This is a genomic window from Roseateles cavernae, from assembly GCF_040187885.1.
Taxonomy (GTDB): domain Bacteria; phylum Pseudomonadota; class Gammaproteobacteria; order Burkholderiales; family Burkholderiaceae_C; genus Roseateles_E; species Roseateles_E cavernae.
This window is the reverse complement of the sequence record NZ_JBDPLH010000001.1, coordinates 34,224-49,007: the sequence shown is the minus strand read 5'-3', so window position 1 is coordinate 49,007 and position 14,784 is coordinate 34,224. Positions and strand designations below refer to the sequence as shown.

The 14,784-nt window shown below is 70.3% G+C and carries 14 protein-coding genes and 1 riboswitch; of the genes, 5 read left to right on the top strand and 9 right to left on the bottom strand.

The genetic code is table 11. The features are described from left to right. Positions 1–7: 7 nt before the first annotated feature. From ABGI63_RS00250 to sodC, 5 genes are all read right to left on the bottom strand, one after another. A complete protein-coding gene (locus ABGI63_RS00250) occupies positions 8–517 on the bottom strand; it encodes a hypothetical protein (protein ID WP_349740471.1) in 510 nt (169 codons plus the stop codon). A gap of 46 nt (positions 518–563) precedes the next feature. Further along, complete coding sequence (locus ABGI63_RS00245) at positions 564–1,706, bottom strand: DNRLRE domain-containing protein (protein WP_349740470.1); 1,143 nt, start codon at positions 1,704–1,706, stop codon at positions 564–566. Between the two features lie 138 nt (positions 1,707–1,844). Then, a complete protein-coding gene (locus ABGI63_RS00240; protein WP_349741684.1) occupies positions 1,845–2,786 on the bottom strand; it encodes a class I SAM-dependent methyltransferase in 942 nt (313 codons plus the stop codon). Positions 2,787–2,791: 5 nt separating this feature from the next. Next, entirely contained in the window at positions 2,792–4,693 is a 1,902-nt protein-coding gene (locus tag ABGI63_RS00235; protein WP_349740469.1) for a B12-binding domain-containing radical SAM protein, read from the bottom strand. A gap of 59 nt (positions 4,694–4,752) precedes the next feature. Then, positions 4,753–5,292, bottom strand: a complete 540-nt coding sequence (gene sodC, locus ABGI63_RS00230; RefSeq protein WP_137942888.1) for a superoxide dismutase family protein — start codon at positions 5,290–5,292, stop codon at positions 4,753–4,755. A 207-nt stretch (positions 5,293–5,499) separates the two neighbouring features. Between sodC and ABGI63_RS00225 the strand changes: the two genes are divergently transcribed. The 4 genes from ABGI63_RS00225 to ABGI63_RS00210 all read left to right on the top strand — a co-directional run bounded on the left by ABGI63_RS00225 (position 5,500) and on the right by ABGI63_RS00210 (position 10,732). After that, on the top strand, positions 5,500–5,658 hold the full coding sequence (locus ABGI63_RS00225; protein WP_171018249.1) for a hypothetical protein: 159 nt from the start codon (positions 5,500–5,502) through the stop codon (positions 5,656–5,658). A gap of 21 nt (positions 5,659–5,679) precedes the next feature. After that, positions 5,680–6,648 carry a DUF2157 domain-containing protein gene (locus ABGI63_RS00220; protein WP_349740468.1) on the top strand — a complete coding sequence of 323 codons (969 nt, stop codon included), beginning with the start codon at positions 5,680–5,682 and terminating at the stop codon, positions 6,646–6,648. After that, a complete protein-coding gene (locus tag ABGI63_RS00215) occupies positions 6,645–8,297 on the top strand; it encodes a GDYXXLXY domain-containing protein (protein WP_349740467.1) in 1,653 nt (550 codons plus the stop codon). Before ABGI63_RS00220 ends, ABGI63_RS00215 begins: the two co-directional genes overlap by 4 nt. Before the next feature lie 46 nt (positions 8,298–8,343). Continuing rightward, a riboswitch (cyclic di-GMP riboswitch) is annotated at positions 8,344–8,435 on the top strand. Positions 8,436–8,542: 107 nt separating this feature from the next. Further along, positions 8,543–10,732, top strand: coding sequence for a putative bifunctional diguanylate cyclase/phosphodiesterase (locus tag ABGI63_RS00210; RefSeq protein ID WP_349740466.1), 2,190 nt, complete (start codon positions 8,543–8,545; stop codon positions 10,730–10,732). Here ABGI63_RS00210 and ABGI63_RS00205 read toward each other — a convergent pair. Continuing rightward, complete coding sequence (locus ABGI63_RS00205; RefSeq protein WP_349740465.1) at positions 10,692–10,937, bottom strand: hypothetical protein; 246 nt, start codon at positions 10,935–10,937, stop codon at positions 10,692–10,694. The two genes, ABGI63_RS00210 and ABGI63_RS00205, sit on opposite strands and share 41 nt — an antisense overlap. Then, entirely contained in the window at positions 10,934–12,109 is a 1,176-nt protein-coding gene (gene mltA / locus ABGI63_RS00200; RefSeq protein WP_349740464.1) for a murein transglycosylase A, read from the bottom strand. The genes ABGI63_RS00205 and mltA overlap by 4 nt, the downstream gene beginning before the upstream one ends. Between mltA and ABGI63_RS00195 the strand changes: the two genes are divergently transcribed. Continuing rightward, the gene (locus ABGI63_RS00195) at positions 12,108–12,239 is read left to right on the top strand and encodes a hypothetical protein (protein ID WP_349740463.1); all 132 of its coding nucleotides are present in this window, start codon (positions 12,108–12,110) and stop codon (positions 12,237–12,239) included. The genes mltA and ABGI63_RS00195 overlap by 2 nt on opposite strands. On the opposite strand, the gene ABGI63_RS00190 is transcribed toward ABGI63_RS00195, so the two are convergent. Beyond that, entirely contained in the window at positions 12,236–14,248 is a 2,013-nt protein-coding gene (locus tag ABGI63_RS00190) for a site-specific recombinase (RefSeq protein ID WP_349740462.1), read from the bottom strand. The genes ABGI63_RS00195 and ABGI63_RS00190 overlap by 4 nt on opposite strands. Next, the gene (gene apaG / locus ABGI63_RS00185; RefSeq protein ID WP_349740461.1) at positions 14,248–14,622 is read right to left on the bottom strand and encodes a Co2+/Mg2+ efflux protein ApaG; all 375 of its coding nucleotides are present in this window, start codon (positions 14,620–14,622) and stop codon (positions 14,248–14,250) included. Before apaG ends, ABGI63_RS00190 begins: the two co-directional genes overlap by 1 nt. Positions 14,623–14,784 lie beyond the last annotated feature (162 nt).

The following is a 14,784-nucleotide window of genomic DNA, read 5'->3' as shown; positions in this document are numbered from 1 at the left end:
GCGCCGGCTAGCCGCTTGCCGCGCTGACGGCCGCCTTGCCGCCGGCCTTGTCCTCGTCGGGGCTGCTGAACAGATTCTGGGCGCGCAGCACGAGCCGGCATTCGCGGGCCAGCACCAGCGCCGCGCTTTGCAGATCCTTGGTCGGGAATGAGCCGCGCTGCATGGCCGCCTCCAGTTCGAGCGCGAACGCTTGCTTGGCCTTGTGGACAGCCTCGTCAATGACGGCGATATGGGCCTTGCCGTAGTAGAGCCGCCAGTAGCGGGCCGCGTTGCGCTCGGCGTCGGCCTTGTCCAGGCTGGCCGACACCGCGGCGGCGGCGTCGACCAGCTCGTAGTAGATCTCGCGCTTCTGGCTGTACTCCATCTGGCGCAGCTCTTTGTGCTTGAGCGCCTCCGCAGCCAGGCCCTGCTGGCGATAGCTGTGGAGCGCGGCAAACCCGCCGATCACGATGCTGAGCGCCGAGCAGACGGCCGTCACGGCGCCACAGGCCTTGAAGCGAAACTCCCACTCGTCCATCGCCGTCTCCGGAGTCCTTGCCGAGGCCTATGATGCCGCCGCCGCCCTAATTCGTCACCAGGCTCCAGCCGGTGCTCCAGTCGTCGGAGTTGCCGCTCAGCGTCAGCGCGGCCGAGGTGCCGCGGGCGCAGGGGCCGATCAGATAGCTGCCGGCGCCCAGTGTGAAGCTGTTGCTGAGGTTGATCAGCTGCCGCACATTGGCGGTGGTGGGCATGATCTTGTAGCCGTTATTGGGCGAGAAGACCGTGCCGCCGCTGCTGAGGGCGTAGCAGACGTCGACGCGCAGATTGGTGTTGATCGAGGCGATAAAGCTCAGCGTGGCGGCGTTGCTGAAGCGCTGGGTGGTGGTGGTCGTCACGCTGGCGGTGGGGCCGAGGAAGGCATAGGTCGCCGCCGCAATCGACGTGGTGCTGACCTGCCCGTTCCAGGAACGCACCTGGTTGACGCCGCTGGGCCCTTGTGGGCCCTGGGCCCCGGTGTCGCCCTTGGGCCCCGGCGCACCGGTCAGGCCCTGCGGCCCCTGGGCGCCCGTCGCGCCGGTGTCGCCCTTGGGGCCGGGCGGGCCGGCCGGGCCGGTGTCGCCCTTGGCCCCCTGGTCCATCAGGCTCAGGTCCAGCCGGGCCACATGGCCGGTGGCGGTGTTCTCCTTGCTGTCGAAGAACACCACGGTGGCCGGCGCCGAGACGGCCGGCACCAGCGCGAAGCCGTGGTTGCTGCCGGGGCTGGTGATCCATTGCCGCACCTGGGCCGTCACATCGATGGCCAGATACTGGCCGGCGGCACTGACCGGCACGGCCGGCACGCTGCCGGCGCCCGAGGTGGTCGGCGGGCTGGCGGCGGTGGCGCCCATCTCGGTCCAGGGGCTGTAGACCGTCTGCGCCTCGATCGCGCCGGGCGTGCCGACCCGGTTGATATAGAGCAGCAGGCTGGCCTTCTGCAGCTTGGCCGCCGTCAGCCCGGCCGGCAGCGTGCCCAGATCGAAGCGCAGCAGGGCCTGCGAGCCGCCGCCGACATTGAGCGTGGGCAGCGCGCCGAAATTGCTGGCCGGCAGGCTGGCGCTGATATGGGTGTCGGCCGCTGGCACCGCGTCGACGGCCCAGACCGCGCCGGCCGGCAGGCCCGACAGCAAGGCCATGGCCACGCACCGAGCGGCGGACGATGAGAAGAAACGCGAAGAGGCGCAATGCATGAGGAACTCCCGGCCGCTGAAATGGGCCTGCGCCAGCCTAGCCCCCGGTGTCGCGCTTGACCATGGCCGCGCGTCCCCGAAACCGGCGAGGCCGGCGCTGTCGCAGCCGGTGCCTGTTTATCGTCTTGGCGCGGCGCCTCAGCCCAGTGCCGGCGCCTGATACACCAGCACCTTCAGCGAGCGCTGCTCGTCCACATCGGCAAAGGCCGCCGGATTCGCCACCCGCTCGACAAAGCGCAGCGCCGGCGCCAGTTCCTGCATCTGGGTCTGCAGAAAGCCCAGGTCCAGCTTGGGCGTGTTCAGGCACAACATCGCGTAGCCGCCGGGCGCCAGCAGCTCGGGCAGGCGGCGCATCAGGCGGGCGTAGTCCTTGGTGGCGACGAAGCTGCCTTTCTGGAAGCTGGGCGGGTCGACGATGATCAGCTCGTAGGGGCCGGCGCGGCCGATCTTGCCCCAGCTGGTGAAGATGTCGTGGGGCAGGAAGCTGGCCGTGCCCATGCCGGGTGCGGCGGTCAGGCTGTTGAGCTGGTGGTTCTTCTTGCCTATGCCCAGCGCGCCGTCGCTCATGTCCACATTGACCACCTGGGTCGCGCCGGCCTGCAGGGCCACGACCGAGAAGGCGCAGGTGTAGGCGAACAGGTTCAAGACCTTGAGCCGGCGCTTGTCGGGCCAGCCGGCCACCAACTCGCGCACCCAGCGCCGGCCCTCGGCCATGTCGAGGAAGAGGCCGTGATTCTGGCCGCGCAGCAGATGGACCAGATAGCGCGCGCCCTGCTCGCTGACGAGATGGGGCTCGGGCAGGCTGCCGGCCATCAGCCGGGTCTCGCTGCGGCCCACGTGGCGGAACTGGTAGGCCCAGCTCAGCGCGGGCCCGCAGCGCTCGCTCAGCGCGCTGTGGATCTCGGCCAGCTCGGCATCGCCCAGCGGCTGCGAAAAACTGGTCAGCAGCCAGACCGGCGGAAAAGCATCCAGCGCCAGATGCTCGCAGCCCGGGTGCAGGCCGCCGCGGCCGTGGAAGACGCGATGGGCCTCGGCGGGGTTGGGGGTGAGGGTGGCGATGGCGTCGAGCAGGGGCTGCAAGCTGGTCATGCCGCCAGCGCCTTCGCGATCTTGTGCCGGGGCACCGTGGTCTTGGGCACCTTCATATCGAACCAGCTGCGCACATCTTCCTCGACGCCGATGCCGTGCATGAAGTTGTAGATGGCCTTCTTCAGCGCGCGGCCGAGGCGGTCGTGGTCGACGCCCGTGGGGTCGATGAAGCCGACATCGTTCTTCGCGAAGGGGCTGTCGGGCAGGGGCAGCAGCTGCACGCCGTAGTCCTCGGGGTTCATGCCCACCGGCGAATGCACGGTGCAGGCAAAACGGTGGAAGAAGCCGCTGTGGATGCAGCCGTTCTCGAACAGCTGGCGCACATACTCCAGCGCGTCCACCGTGTCCTGCACGGTCTGGGTCGGGAAGCCATACATCAGATAGGCATGCACCAGCACGCCGGCGTCGGCAAAGCCCTTGGTGACCCGCGCCACCTGCTCGACCGAGACGCCCTTCTTCATCAGCTGCAGGAGCCGGTCCGAGGCCACCTCCAGCCCGCCCGAGATCGCGATGCAGCCGCTGTCGGCCAGCTGCTGGCACAGCTCGGGCGTGAAGGTCTTCTCGAAGCGGATATTGCCCCACCAGCTGATCGCGGTGCCGCGCTTTTCCAGCTCCAGCGCCAGCGCCTTCAGCGACTTCGGCGGCGCCGCCTCGTCGACCAGATGGAAGCCGGTCTGGCCGGTCTCGGCGACGATGGCCTCGATGCGGTCCACCAGGGTCTCGGCCGAGGCCGCGTCATAGCGCGAGATGTAGTCCAGCGAGACATCGCAGAAGCTGCATTTCTTCCAGTAGCAGCCGTGCGCCACGGTCAGCTTGTTCCAGCGCCCGTCGCTCCACAGCCGGTTCATCGGGTTCAGCATGTCCAGCAGCGACAGATACTTGTCCAGCGGCAGGCCGTCCCAGGTGGGCGTGCCCACCTCTTCAAAAGGAATATCGGGCTCGACGAAGTTGATGTACTTCACCGTGTCGGCGTCGCGCACAAAGGTCCGCACCAGGCGCTGTTGCGAGCGCTTGCCATCGATGTGCTCCAGCAGGGCCAGCAGCGGGCGCTCGCCGGCGTCCAGCGTGATGAAGTCGACGAAGTCGAACAGGCGCGGCTCGCCGAGCTCGCGCAGCTCGGTGTTGACGAAGCCGCCGCCCAGCACGATCTTGACCGCGGGGCTGTGCGCCTTGATGGTCTGGGCGATGCGCAGCGCCGCATAGACGGCGCCGGGGAAGGGCACCGACAGCAGCACGACCTGGGGCCGGTGGCGCTCGACGGCCGCCAGGGTCAGGTCTTGCAGCAGCCGGTCCACCAGGTTCGGCGGCGCGGCCAGGGCCTGGGCCAGCGGCTCGAAGGTGGGCTGGGCGGTGGCCAGCTTCTCGGCATAGCGGACGAACTCGAAGCGCTCGTCCACTGCATCGCGCAGCACATCGGCCAGGTCGTTCAGATACAGCGTGGCCAGATGGCGGGCCCGGTCCTGCAGGCCCAGGGCGCCGAAGGCCCAGGCCAGCGGGTCGCCGCCGTCCTCCTCGAGATAGGCGTCCAGCGTTTCGAAGCGGCTGCCCTCGGGCAGGAAGGCGCGGGTGTTGATGCGGTGGGCCAGCGTCGCGTCGCCGCCCTGCAGAAAGCGGATCACCGGCGTGATCGTCGCGGCATAGCGCTCGTACTGGGCCGCGAAGCTGCGCACCTGGGCCGAGCGCTGCGCCTCGGGCCTCGCCTGCACGGCCTCATGCAGGCCGGCCAGCCCCTCGCGCGAGAACAGCGCCAGCATCAGGGCCAGCGCCAGGTCCTCCTGCACCGCCGGAATCTGGCGCGAGCGCAGAAAGCCGGTCAGATAGGCGGTCGAGGGATAGGGCGTGTTCAGCTGGGTCATCGGCGGGATGACGGCGAGCACGCGGGGAGCGAGGGAAGACATGGGAGCGGCGGCGGCGGACAAGCCGGCATTTTGCCAGCCGGGCCGCCCGCTGCCGGGATTCAGCCTCCGATCACCCCGCAGGCCACGCGCGCTCCGCCACCGCCCAGCGGCGCCGGATGATCGGCATGGTTGTCGCCGCCGGCGTGCACCATCAGCGAGCGGTTCAGCACATCGGCCAGCTTCAGCCGCGGCCCCAGCACCGGCTGGCTAGCCGTGCCGTCGGCGGCGACATACAGCGGCGGCAGATCGCCCAGATGGCCGCTGCCCCAGGGCTCGCCGTGCTTGCCGCTGCCGGCCGGGTCCAGATGGCCGCCGGCCGCCAGTGCCGGCACCATCACGCCCTCCTTGTTGGCGGCCGGCGCGCAGGACGGTTTCTCATGCACATGAAAACCGTGCAGGCCCGGCGGCAGGCCGCTCAGCGCCGGGTGGAAGACCAGACCGTAGGGCGACTCGACGATGCGCACGGTGCCGACGGCGGCGCCGTCGCCGCTGGCGCCGGCGACGTTCAGGGTGACGCTGCGCTCGGCCGCCAGGGCCGGAGCGGCGGCGAGCAGGCAGGCGCCGAGCAGGGCGAGGGTGGTGCGAAGGTGTTGGGACATCGAGAGGCTCCTTGGTTTGTGTAGGTGGTGGCTTCGATTCTGGCCCGCCGAGCCGGGTCGGCGAGCGGCTTCTGCCCCGCATCGAGAGGACGAATCAGGGGACAAGCCGGCTACAAACGAAACAATTCCTCAACAAAGCAGCAATCTGCTTGAGACCGGCCGCGTCGACAGTGCAGCCATGCCGGATCCCGGCATCAGGAGCACGCCATGTCCGAGCCCACGCCTTTCCCGAGCTACCGCAGCGAGGCCTTTGCCGAAGACCTGATGGAGCCGGCACCGACCCGCCTCAACCGCCGCATCGAGGCGGTGCTGGGTCTGCTGCCGCTGTGCACGGCCCTGCTCGGTTTTGCCTTCGCGCTGATCTGATTGCCGGGCATGATGCGCGCCATGGATTTGCGAGCCCGGATTTTTGAACTGACGGCCCTGCACGGGCTTTCCGCCACCCAGGCCCTGCGCCTGCACAGGCTGGCCGGCCTCTTCGACGAGCCCGCTCTGCTGCAGCGCTGGCTGCCCCGCATCATCGCGGCGCTGGCGGCCGCGCTGGGCGGGCTGGGCCTGGTGATGTGGGTGGCGGCGAACTGGGCCGGGTTGGGACGCTTCGAGCGCTTTGCGCTCCTGCAGGGGCTGATCCTGCTGCTGTGCGTGGGCGCGGCGCTGCGGCCGGCCGCACGCGCGCCGCTGGCCCTGCTGGCCTTTGTGACGACCGGCGCGCTGTTTGCCTTCTTCGGCCAGACCTACCAGACCGGCGCCGATGCCTGGCAGCTGTTCGCGCTGTGGGCCGTGCTGGGCCTGCCGCTGGCTGCCGCGGTGCGCTCGGATCTGCTGTGGGCGCCCTGGGCCCTGGTGGTGCTGACCGGCATCTCGCTGTGGACCCAGACCCATACCGGGCGCAGCTGGCGGGTGCAGCCCGAGGACCTGGGCGTGCATCTGCTGGGCTTTGGCGCGATGCTGGCGCTGGGCGCCGGGCTGGGCCCGCCGCTGCGCCGTTTCACCGGTGCGGGGCTGTGGTCGCTGCGCCTGGTGGCCTTGTTCGCGGTGATCGCGCTGAGTCTGAGCGCCGGCGTGGGCCTGTTCCATGAGCGCATTGCGCCGCAATACGGCCTGGGCCTGCTCATTCTGGGCCTCGCGGCCGGCCTGCTGGCGACGCGGCGCGGCTTCGACGTGTTCGCGCTCAGCGCGGTGGCGCTGGGCCTGAACGCCTTGCTGGTGGCGGGGCTGGCGCGGCTGCTGTTCAGCGGCCAGGGGGATCAGGTGGGGAGTTTTCTGCTGGTGGCGCTGCTGGCCTCGGGTCTGCTGGCCGGCTCGGTCAGCGCCATCCTGCGGCTGTCCCGGCACTACAGTGGGGAGCCGGCATGAAGCATGAACTGTTGTTGAAGGCGGCAGTCGCCGAAGGCCTGCTGCCCGGCGATGCCCAGGCGCCCGCCGCCGAGCACCGGCCCTGGCCGGTCGTGCTGCTGACCGCGCTGGGCGCCTGGATAGCCGCGATCCCGCTGATGGGCCTGGTGTTCGCGCTGGCGGGCGGCCTGCTCGACACCGGCGCCGGCAGCTATCTGGTCGGCGCGGCCGTGCTGGCGGGCGCCTTGTCGCTGATGCGCCGGCCGGGCCTGCCGCTGTTTGTCGAGCAGTTGGCGCTGCCGGCTCTGATGGTGGGCGCTGGCCTGCTGGGTTTTGCGCTGTTCCGCGATCTGCCGATGCGGATCGCGGCCCTGCTGCTGCTGGGCTTGGTGTTGGCCCTGGCGACCTGGTTGCAGCGCCCCTGGCTGCGGGTGCTGCTGGGCGCGGCGGCGGCGGCGCTGCTGAGCGTGCAGCTGCTGCCCTCGCGCTGGTTCGATCTGCTCGGCGGCACGCTGTCGTTCTGGCTGGCGCCGCATCTGCTGCTGCTCGTCTGGGCCGTTGCGCTGTGGGTTCAGCAGCGCCATGCGCTGGACGGCGCGCGCGTGCGCTGGGCCGCGCTGATCGAGGCGCTGGCCGGCGGCTGGGTGCTGGTGGCGCTGGCCGGGCTGTGCTGGCTGGCGGGCATGACGTTTCTGGTGGGCGGTGTGCTGGGCAGTTCGGCGGCCGGCGGGCTGGCGCTGGAGGTCGGGAGTGCCTTGTCGCCGGCGCAGCGCTGGTTGCCGCTGCTGATGCGCGCCGGTTCGCTGGGCAGCGCGCTGGCCGGGGCGCTGCTGCTGGCGCGGTGCTGGCCGGGCTGCCGCCGGCCGCTGTTCCTGATGCTGGCGGCGGTGCTTGCGGCGCTGGCCTGGCTGCTGCCCAGCCTGGGCGGCGCGCTGTTCGCGCTGGCCCTGCTGGCGGCCGGCCAGCGCTGGCGCCTGGCCGGTGCTGCGGCCGTGGCGGTGGCCTGGATCATCGGCAGTTTCTACTACCAGCTGCAGTGGCCGCTGGGGCAGAAGGCCTTGCTGCTGCTGGGCCTGGGCGCGCTGCTGGGGCTGTTGAGCTGGCTGACGCAGCGCCGTGCAGCAGTGCCGGCCGCACCGGCCGCGCCGGCGGCATCGGCGCGCGGCCGCTGGGTGCTGCTGGGCGGGGCGGCGGCGGTGCTGCTGGTCGCCAATAGCGCGATCTGGCAGAAGGAGCGCCTGATAAGCGAGGGCCGGCCGGTTTTTGTGGCGCTGGCGCCGGTCGATCCGCGCTCGCTGATGCAGGGCGACTTCATGCGGCTGAACTTCGCGCTGCCGGCGGCCGTCGAGACGCCGCTGCTGCAGGATTTCGGCAGCCAGCGGCCACGGCTGGTGGCGCGGCTGGACGGCCGCGGCGTGGCCCAGCTGCTGCGCCTGCACGCCAGCGGCGCGGCGCTGGCCGAGGGTGAGCTCTTGCTGGAGCTGACGCCCAAGGACGGCCGCTGGGTGCTGGTCAGCGATGCCTGGTTCTTCGAGGAGGGCCGGGCGGCGGCCTTCGAGGCGGCGCGCTTCGGCGAGTTCCGGGTGCTGCCGGACGGTCGGGCCCTGCTGGTGGGCATGGCGGATCAGAATCTGCACTCTATTTCTGCTCAAGCGGCGCCCAAGCGTTAAAAAAGCGCGCGCCCCGGTCGCCCTGAAGCCTTAGCATCCCCTCCACATTCGACAAAGGCACACCCGTCTGAAAAGCGGGGTCGCAAAGCCTCCGGCCTACCGTCCGCTCCAGCGGGCCAGGGCAGCGGGGTTGCCGCCCGGCAGTGCTCGCGCGCTGCGTGCCTGGTTCGATCTCGCTCACCCGGCCCGCGCATGTTGCAGTACTCCCCCTCGCCCGTCCCTCCCAGGCTCCCCAGGAGCCGGCCATGATGCTGGTCGGCGGCGGCGCGGCCGCGCTGGCCCTGCTAGCCGGCGCGCACTGGCTACGCATGCGCCAGGTGGTGCGGCGGCTGCGGCGCGAGCACGGGCTGCAGCGCCACCAGGATCAGCGCTTCCAGGACTTCGCCACCGCCGCGTCCGACTGGTGGTTCTGGGAGCTCGACGCGCAGCTGCGCTTCACCTATGTCTCGCCGAACAGCGCCCATGTGACCGGCCGGGCCATCGAGTCGCTGCTGGGCCGCAGCTCGCGCGAGCTGGTGCAGGCGCTGGCCCCCGAGGAGCAGCCGGCCTGGGATCAGCATCTGTCGGATCTGGAGCAGCACCGGCCCATCCATCAGTTCGAGTTCCGCCTGCCGCAATCCGATGGCTCGCTGCGCTGGATCAAGATCAGCGGCCTGCCGGTCTTCGATGCGGAGGGCGTCTTCTGCGGCTATCGCGGCACCGGCAACAACATCACGCTGCGCAAGCACAACGAGCTGGAGCTGCGCCTGGCGGCCACCGCCTTCGAGACGCAGGAAGGCATGTTCGTGACCGGCGCCTCGGACGAGATGCTGCGCGTCAACCCGGCCTTCACCGAGATCACCGGCTACAGCGCCGCCGAGGCGCTGGGCCGGACGCCGCTGATGCTGGGCGCGGGCCGCCACGATGCCGCCTTCGTCGCCGAGATCCGCACCCTGCTGCTGCGCAACGGCCGCTGGCGCGGCGAGCTGATCAGCCGGCGCAAGGACGGCAGCACCTTTCCGATGGGCCTGACCCTGACCGCGGTGCGCGATGCCCGGGGCGAGGTCAGCCACTGCGTGGGCCTGTTCAGCGATATCAGCGAACGCAAGGCGGCGGCCGCCGAGATCGAGCGCCTGGCCTTCTACGACCCGCTGACCGCGCTGCCGAACCGCCGCCTGCTGCTGGACCGGCTGCAGCAGGCCCTGGTCGCGGCCCAGCGCAGCGGCCGCTGCGGCGCGCTGCTGCTGCTCGATCTGGATAATTTCAAGACCCTCAACGACACCCGCGGTCATGACTGTGGCGATCTGCTGCTCCAGCAGGTGGCGCTGCGGCTGGCGCCCTGCCTGCGCAAGAGCGACACGGTGGCGCGGCTGGGCGGGGACGAGTTCGTCGTGATACTGGCCGAGCTCAGCGGCGAGCAGCCCCAGGCGGCGGCCGAGGCCGAGGGCGTGGCCGGCAAGCTGATGGAAGCGCTGACCGAGCCTTACGAGCTCGGCCTGCATGAACACCATTGCACCGCCAGCATAGGCATCGCGCTGTTCGATGCGCTGGCGCAGGGCAGCGAGGACGTGATGAAGCAGGCCGATCTGGCCATGTACCAGAGCAAGGCAGCCGGCCGCAATGCGATCCGCTTCTTCGACCCGACGATGCAGAGCGCGGCCAGCGCCCGCGCCGAGCTCGATGCCGATATGCGCAAAGGCCTGCAGCGCGGCGAGTTCGAGCTCTACTACCAGGCTCAGGTCGATGGTCGCGGCGCGGTGATAGGCGCCGAGGCCTTGCTGCGCTGGCAGCATCCGCGGCGCGGACTGGTGGCACCGCTGGACTTCGTGCCGGCGGCCGAGCAGAGCGGGCTGATCGTGCCGCTGGGGCAGTGGGTGCTGGACAGCGCCTGCCGGCAGCTGGTGGCCTGGGCGGCCGACCCGGCACTGGCGCAGATGAGCCTGGCCATCAATGTCAGCGCCCGGCAGTTCCAGCAGCCCGATTTCGTCACCCAGGTGCAGCACGCGCTGGCGCGCAGCGGCGCGCGTTCGCAGCTGCTGAAGCTGGAGCTGACCGAGAGCCTGTTGATGGACGATGTCGAGGGCATGATCGCGAAGATGAATGCGCTGCAGGCCTGCGGCGTTGGCATCTCGCTGGACGACTTCGGCGTCGGCTATTCCTCGCTGAGCTATCTGAAGCGCCTGCCGCTGGACCAGCTGAAGATCGACCAGAGCTTTGTGCGCAATGTACTGACCGAGAAGCAGGACGCAGCCATCGTCAGCACCATCGTCGCGCTGGCACAGAGCCTGGGGCTGCAGGTACTGGCCGAGGGCGTCGAGACCGAGGCGCAGCGCGACTTCCTGCTGGCCCAGGGCTGCCAGGCCCACCAGGGCTATCTGTTCAGCCGGCCGGTGCCGCTGCTTGAGTTCGAGCGGCTCACTCGGGCGCCGTACCCATCAGCTCAATCAGCTCCTTGAGAAATTCCAGCGCCTCCTCGGGCGTCGCGAAGTAGTACTCGCCGCCCAGGTCGGCGGCATCGCCGTTCGGGCCGATATGCACGACGGCCCAGCCCTCGGCCCCGCCGCCGATCGCGCAGATGCCGAAGGCGCCGGGCGCCAGATCGCGGGCGGTGCCGGCGGTGACGAAGATGTCGCGGCCGAGATGGCAGTGGTAGCGTTTCATGAGGGCTCCCGGGGCCACAGCGCCCACAGCCGCAGCGCCTGCTTCATGCGGCCGGCCTGGGCCTCGGCCTGCTCGCCCCAGCCCCAGAAGTAGTCGGCCCGTACCGCGCCGACGATGGCGCTGCCGGTGTCCTGCGCCATCACGAGGCGACGCAGCGGCGTGCTGGAGAGTGGCTCGCTGCTGTCCAGCCAGACGGGGGTGCCGTAGGGGATGCTGGCGCGGTCCACCGCGATCGAGCGGCCCGGCGTCAGCGGCACGCCCTGGGCGCCGCGCGGCCCGAGTTCGGGATCGGGCAGCGGCTCCTCGCGGAAGAACACATAGCGTGGGTTCTGCCACAGCAGCTCGTTCAGGCGGGCCGGGTTGCGGCGCGCCCAGTCCTTGATGGCCGGCCAGGAGGCCTGCTCGGCGCGCAGCTCGCCGCGTTCGATCAGCAGCTTGCCCAGCGATTGGTAGGGCAGGTCGTTGTGGCCGGCGAAAGCCAGCCGCGCCAGGCGCTGGCGACCGTCGCCCTCCTGCACCCGCACCCGGCCCGAGCCCTGGATCTGCAGCACCAGCGCATCGAGCGGGTCCTCGATATAGAGCAGCTCTTGCGCTCGCAGGCGCTCGCGCTGCTCGGTGGCGATCTGCTGGCGGCTGAAATAGGGGCGGCGCTGCTGCAGATCGGGCGGCGCCGCATGCAGCGGCACCCGGAAACTGCCTTGCGGCCGGCGCGTGGCTTCGAGCAGCGGCTCGTAATAGCCGGTCGCCAGGCCCTGGACCTGGCCGTCCAGGCTCTCGACCCGGTAGGGCTGCAGATGCTTCATCAGCCACAGATGGGCCTCGACATCGTCGGCCGGCCGGTCGCGCTGCGCGCGTGCACACAAGCTGGCCCAGCCGGGGGCCGGTCTTGCGCAGCCGCGCAGCAGGGCCGGCCAGAGTTCGGCGGCGCGGTCCTCGCCCCAGCCGGGCAGTTCGGACCAGTCGCTGGCCAGCCAGCGCGAGCGCTCGCGCAGCAGCGTGGCGCGCTCCCGCTCCGGCCCCGCCGGGGGCTTGACGCCGGTCTCGCCCGCTGCGGGCGTTGCGGGGGCAGGCCCGGGAGGCATCGGCGGCAGCGGTGTGGTGGAGCAGGCCGCCAGCGCGCCTAGAATCGCCGCCGCCAGACCGGCACGCCAGGAGAGAGTGGATAAAGACATGGGATTGCTGTTGCTGGAGGCCCTGGGCGCGCTGGCCCTGCTGATATTCATTGTCTGGTGGACCATGTTTTCCGGCCGCAAGGGCGGCGAGCGACGCGACGCCGATCAGGACCGCGACCCCAGGCCTTAAATGGCCTTGGGCGGCAGGAAGAAGCTGCGCGGCTGCGCCTTGAAGCGCCGCCAGATCGCGCCGCTGACGCGGGCCCGGTCGGCCAGCATGATGCCGCGCGAGCGCAATGCCACCTTGAAGGCCAGATAGAAGCTGACGGAGACATTGAGCGCGCCGGTCAGCGGCACGGCGGCCACGCACCACCAGAAATCGGCCCGGTGCAGCACCTCCAGCCCCAGCGCGCCGGCGGCCGCGGCAATCTGGCCGGCCGACAGTGTGACGTGACGCACCTCGATGGGCAGCGCGAAAAAGCCCAGCAGCGCCGGCACCAGGCCCAGCATCATGCCCAGCGAGACATTGGCCGTCAGGCCCGAGATATTGCTGCGCCACCAGTCGGCCCAGCGCTGCGCGCGCGCCTGGCCGAGGCGGGCGACGATGCGCGGGTTCCAGGCGATCGCGGCGTCGAGGCGGTAGAACACAAACCAGTTCTCGACCCAGCCGGCGATCAGGCTGCTGGCGAACAGCAGGGTGCCGGTCAGCGCGGCGAACAGCAGCGTGGGCCCCAGCAGGGTCAGGTTGTGCAGCACATGCTCGGCGTCCTTGGCCCCGACCAGCGGCGCGCCGAAACTGAGCCAGCTCAGCAGCTGCACGCCCAGCACCATGGGCAGGACCAGGGCCAGATTGCCGACGATGCCGGCGATCTGCGAGCGCAGCAGATGGGCCACCTCGTCGACAAAGCCTTCCAGGCCCTCGTCCTGGTCGATGTCGCTGAGCTTCTGTGCCATCGCCGGCGCGGTCATCGCCGGCTGCTTGGTGGCGACGGTCCAGTGCATCAGATGGATCGCGACGAAGCTGGCGGCATAGTTGGTGCCGGCCCAGAAGCCGGCCCAGAAGGCCGACAGCGACAGCGCACCGACCGCGAACTTGATGAAGGTGGTGCCGGCGATCACCAGGCCGCCGCCGGCCGCGCGGCGCAGCATGTCGCGGTACTCGGCGGCGTTGCGGGTGATGTAGTGCTCGCCGGTCTCGGCGCTGCGCTCGGCCACCTTGCGGGCCAGCATCGAGTAGTGGCGCGCGAACAGCGTGCGCACGCTGCGCCGCGCATGGATCACGCGCACCAGGTTGGCGACCAGGCGCGCCAGCTCGCGCTGCGGCTCGGGGGAGACCAGGCAGTCCAGCAGGGTCTCGATGCGGCGCAGCCGCTCCAGCATCTGCTCGACCTCGAAGATGATGTCCACCGAGACGCCATAGCCCTCGAGATGGCGCGGAATGCTCTCGGCCGCCAGCCGGCAGCTGTCCAGCAGCACGCGCAGGTATTGCAGGGCCGGCATCATCGCGGCGCGGTCGGCGCGCTGCAGTGCATCGCTGAACTGCTCGGTGGCGCGGCCCAGCTGCGTGAACGGCTTGTGGCTCAGCAGCTCGGGATCCATGCGCTGGCGCAGCGGGCCGGACAGGCCGGCCGCCGCGACGCCGCTGATCAGCACCGTGAGGCCGCCCAGCATCGGCTCGCGCCAGACATCGCCGGCCGGCACGGCCCGGCCGAACAGCGCCGCCAGCCGGCTCAGCAGCTCGTCGTCAAGCTCGGCCAGCCACAGCGCGTCCTCGGGTTCGGGGAACAGCAGGCCGAACAGCTCGCCGAGTTCGCGCGTGTCCACCGTGTCGGGCAGCACGCGCTGGCGCAGCCGGTGCAGCAGCTCGCTCCACAGGGCCATGCGCGAAGCGAAGCCGACATCGGCAAACAGGCCCAGGGCCTGGATATCGCGCCAGACGCTGCCCAGCACGCCGGCGAAGGCCGTGGCGTGGGCCGGGTTGCGCTCCAACATATTGAGCAGATGCTTCAGGCGCAGCAGCGGCAAGGGTCGCTCGCTGCCACCCTCCAGGCCCGCCTCGCCGTGGCGCTTGACCGGGTGGCGCAGCCACTCCATCAGGCGCACCAGCCAGAGATTGCGTGCCGCCAGCTCGGCCCTGGGGTCGGCCGCGTTCAGCAGGGCCGTCAGATCCCAGGCCCGGTTCACTCGCTTGAACCACATCAATGCAGGGTGCTGGTGTCGGCCAGCATGAATTCGGGCACTTCGGTGTAGAACACCTCGGCGTCTTCGCTGACGCACAGAAAGCGGCCGCGCATGCTGCCTTGCGGCGTGGCGATCTGGGCCCAGGAGCTGTACTGGAATTTCTGCCCCGGCGCCAGCAGCGGCTGGTGGCCGACCACGGCCAGGCCGCTGACCTCCTGCACATGGCCGGCGGCATCGCTGATATGCCAGTGGCGGGCCACCAGCTGGGCCGTGACATCGCCGGTGTTCTCGATGCTGATCGTGTAGCTGAAGGCGTACCGGCCTTGTTCAGCCTCGGTCTGCTCGGGCAGGACTTGCACGACAACGCTGCAGGTGAATTGAGCTTGAGCCATGGTGACTATTCTATGGTTGTTGCGCTGCATCATGATGCCGGGCGGCTATGCTGAAGCCCGGGCCGACATTGGAAGCAGAGTCAAAAACAGGGATGAGACACCCCGCGATCACACGACGGGCATGGCTGGCGGTGCTGGGCCTCGCGCCTTGGGCCGCCCTTG